The following is a 3172-nucleotide window of genomic DNA, read 5'->3' on the forward strand; positions in this document are numbered from 1 at the left end:
TGAGGAGTCGTAGGCCGCTTTGCCCGTGCATGCACACATGGGCTGATCATGAGGTGGGGTGGTGGCCTGACGGCCACCACCCCACCTTCACTCACTGGCGATGACCAGTAACGCAACACCTTCTCAGGCGGGGACGGTGTGCGCTTCGCCGAAGGCGGTCACCGAGCCCCGGGTGCGCAGGCTCATGACGAAGGCGAGGATCTTGGCGACGGCCGCGTACAGGTCGGCGGGGATCTCCTGGCCGACCTTGACGCTCTTGTACATCGTGCGGGCCAGCTCGACGTCCTTGACCAGCGGGACGTCGTGCTCCTTGGCCTTCTCGCGGATCTTGCCGGCGATGGCGCCGGCGCCCTTGGCCACGACCTTGGGCGCACCCGTGCCGGGTTCGTACCGCAGCGCGATGGCGATGTGGGTGGGGTTGACCAGGACGACGTCGGCGCTGGCGACGTCGGCCATCATCCGGTTGCGGGACATGGCCATCTGCTTGGAGCGGATGGCGCCCTTGAGCAGCGGGTCGCCCTCGGAGTTCTTGTGCTCCTGCTTGATGTCCTGCTTGCTCATCCGCAGCTTCTTCATGATGCGCCGCCGGCTCATGGCGTAGTCGGCGGCCGCGATGAGCAGGCCCACGAGGACGGTGATGGCCAGCATGGTCACCACGGTGTCCCCGGTGAGGGCCAGCACGGAGGAGACGGGCATGAGGCCGGAGCCGATGAGCTGCGGGGCGAGGTTCTTGGCGGCGATCCACATGACGGTGCCGATGAGGACCGTCTTCAGCAGCGACTTGGCGCCCTCCCACAGCGCCTGCGGACCCCAGTGCTGCTTGAGGCCGTTGACGGGGTTGAGGTTGCTGAACTTCGGCTTGAGCTTCTTGGTGGCCGGGCGCAGCGTGCCCTGCACGCCGCCGGCGACGACCACGGCCAGGACGGTGGTGACCGCCAGCGGACCCAGGACGCCGGGGACGCCGGAGAAGGCGGAGCCCAGCGCGGCGAGCGCGCGGGCGGGCTCGGGGTCGGCGGCGACGGTGGCCAGCTGGGCCAGGGTGCGCCGGCACAGCTCCTGGCCGCGTTCGATGGTGCCGGGGATGAGCACCGCGCCCGCCCCGGTGGACAGCCACGCGGCGACGTCGCGGGACTGGGGGACGTTGCCCTCGTCGCGCGCCTCCTTGAGGCGCTTGGCGGTGGGCTTCTCGGTCTTCTCCCCGCTCACCCGCCACCCCCCGCGAGCGGTGCGGCCAGCGGGGTGACCAGCGGGGTGACCAGGCGCACGACGGTCTCGCGGGCGGTGCCGGCCATGTCGTCGACGACGCCGGGCAGCAGCGAGAAGGTGAAGCCGCCGAGGGTGAGGGCGATGAGGATCTTCACCGGGAAGCTCATCGCGAAGACGTTGAGCGCCGGGGCGACGCGCGAGAGCAGCCCCAGGCCGAGGTCGGTGATGAAGAGCACGGCGATGAGGGGGGCGGCGATCTGCAGCGCGGAGAGCACGAGCTGGCCGACGCCCTCGGTGAACACGCGCGCCACGGTGCCCGGGTCCACGCCGGCGTCCAGCGGCAGGACCTCGTAGCTGCGCAGGAAGCCCTGCAGGACGAGCAGGTGCCCGCCGCTGACCACGAGCAGCGCGGTGGTCGTCCAGGTGTAGAGCTTGCCGAAGATCGCGGTCTGCGCCTGCATGAGCGGGTCGTAGGCGCTGGCGAGCTGGAAGCCGCCGAAGAGGTCGAGCATGTCGCCGGCGGCCTGCACGGCGGCGAAGACCAGGGCGACGAAGGCGCCCATGACCACGCCGACGAGGGCCTGCTGGACGACGGCGTTGACGAGGGCGGCGGGCTCGGCGGCGGGGGCGCTCTCGCGCAGGCGGCCGGCCACCGGCAGGGCGATCGCGACCGACAGCATGGCCTTCACGCGGCCGTTGACGGCGCGGTTGGCGAACGGCGGGGCCAGCATGAGGAAGGCCGCGGCGCGCACGGAGGCCAGCAGCAGCGCCAGCAGCAGGTCCAGCGGGACGGTGGGCAGACCCTCCACGCCGCTCAGCCGCCGGAGCTGAGGAAGGACGGGATCTGGTCGTACAGCGCGGTGGTGAAGGAGGTCGCCTCGTGCAGCATCCACTTGCCGCACATGAGGATCGCGAGGCCCACGGCGACGGCCTTGGGGACGAAGGCGATGGTCTGCTCCTGCAGCTGGGTCACCGACTGGAACAGCGAGATGCCGAAGCCGACCGCCAGGGCGGTGAGCAGCAGGGGGGCGCAGAGCTTGGCGGCGAGGACGAGAGCGGTCATCCCGATGTGGATGACGGTCACGTCGGTCATCGCGGTGCCTTCCGGTCGCAGGTGCGGGGTGCGCGGCGCGGGGCCCGCGCTGCAGGGTTCATCGGCCGAACGGGTGAGTTCCTTGAACGGCCGCGCGCGGTCGGGCGGGCGACTCGGTCACGCCGTAGTCCGGGCCGCGGATCGCGGTGCGGTGCAGCGGGTCAGCCCGTGTAGCTGGCGACGAGGGACTTGATGATGAGGCCCCAGCCGTCCACCATGACGAACAGCAGCAGCTTGAAGGGCAGCGAGACGGTGACCGGCGGCAGCATCATCATGCCCAGGCTCATCAGCGCCCCGGAGACGACGATGTCGATCACCAGGAACGGGATGAAGATCACGAACCCGATGATGAAGGCGCTGCGCAGCTCCGAGAGGGCGAAGGCCGGCACCAGCGTCGTCAGCGGCGTCTCCTCGCGGGTGGCGGGCTGCTCGCGGTCGGCGGCCTTCGTCATGAGCGCGAGCTCCTCGGGCCGCGTCTGCTTCAGCATGAACTCCTTCAGCGGCTGCGAGCCGTCGGTGAAGGCGGCCGTCGCGGTCTTCTCGCCCTTGAGGTAGGGCTGGACCGCGGCGTCGTTGATGGCCCCGAGGGTGGGGGCCATGATGAACATGGTCAGGAAGAGCGCGAGGCCGGCGAGGACCTGGTTGGGCGGGGTGCCCATGAGGCCCAGCGCGTTGCGGGTCAGGCCCAGCACGATGAGGATCTTGGTGAAGCAGGTCGTCAGCAGCAGCAGCGCGGGGGCGACCGACAGGACGGTCATCGCGATGATGATGGTGACCGACTGGCTGGGCTTGCCGTCGACGCCGTTGACGCCGTCGACGCCGATGGTCACCGAGCCGGCGGCGGGTGCCGCGGGGTCGACGGGGGCCACGGGG

At 70.7% G+C, this 3172-nt stretch carries 4 protein-coding genes; all 4 read right to left on the reverse strand.

Features of this window, described 5'->3' with window-relative positions; translation table 11 throughout:
• Nucleotides 1-123: 123 nt before the first annotated feature.
• Complete coding sequence (locus GTQ99_RS21430) at nt 124-1206, reverse strand: EscU/YscU/HrcU family type III secretion system export apparatus switch protein (RefSeq protein WP_166617723.1); 1083 nt, start codon at nt 1204-1206, stop codon at nt 124-126.
• Complete coding sequence (locus tag GTQ99_RS21435) at nt 1203-2015, reverse strand: flagellar biosynthetic protein FliR (protein ID WP_166617724.1); 813 nt, start codon at nt 2013-2015, stop codon at nt 1203-1205. The genes GTQ99_RS21430 and GTQ99_RS21435 overlap by 4 nt, the downstream gene beginning before the upstream one ends.
• Nucleotides 2016-2020: 5 nt before the next feature.
• Entirely contained in the window at nt 2021-2299 is a 279-nt protein-coding gene (locus tag GTQ99_RS21440) for a flagellar biosynthetic protein FliQ (RefSeq protein WP_166617725.1), read from the reverse strand.
• A 161-nt stretch (nt 2300-2460) separates the two neighbouring features.
• The coding region (fliP, locus tag GTQ99_RS21445) for a flagellar type III secretion system pore protein FliP (RefSeq protein ID WP_205707967.1) at nt 2461-3172 on the reverse strand (712 nt) is incomplete at its 5' end.

It is taken from the genome of Kineococcus vitellinus (assembly GCF_009906315.1).
GTDB lineage: Bacteria > Actinomycetota > Actinomycetes > Actinomycetales > Kineococcaceae > Kineococcus > Kineococcus vitellinus.

Excerpts from the sequence above, each read along its gene's own strand:
- GTQ99_RS21440 (WP_166617725.1), bottom strand. The coding sequence starts at position 2,299 with ATGACCGACGTGACCGTCATCCACATCGGGATGACCGCTCTCGTCCTC.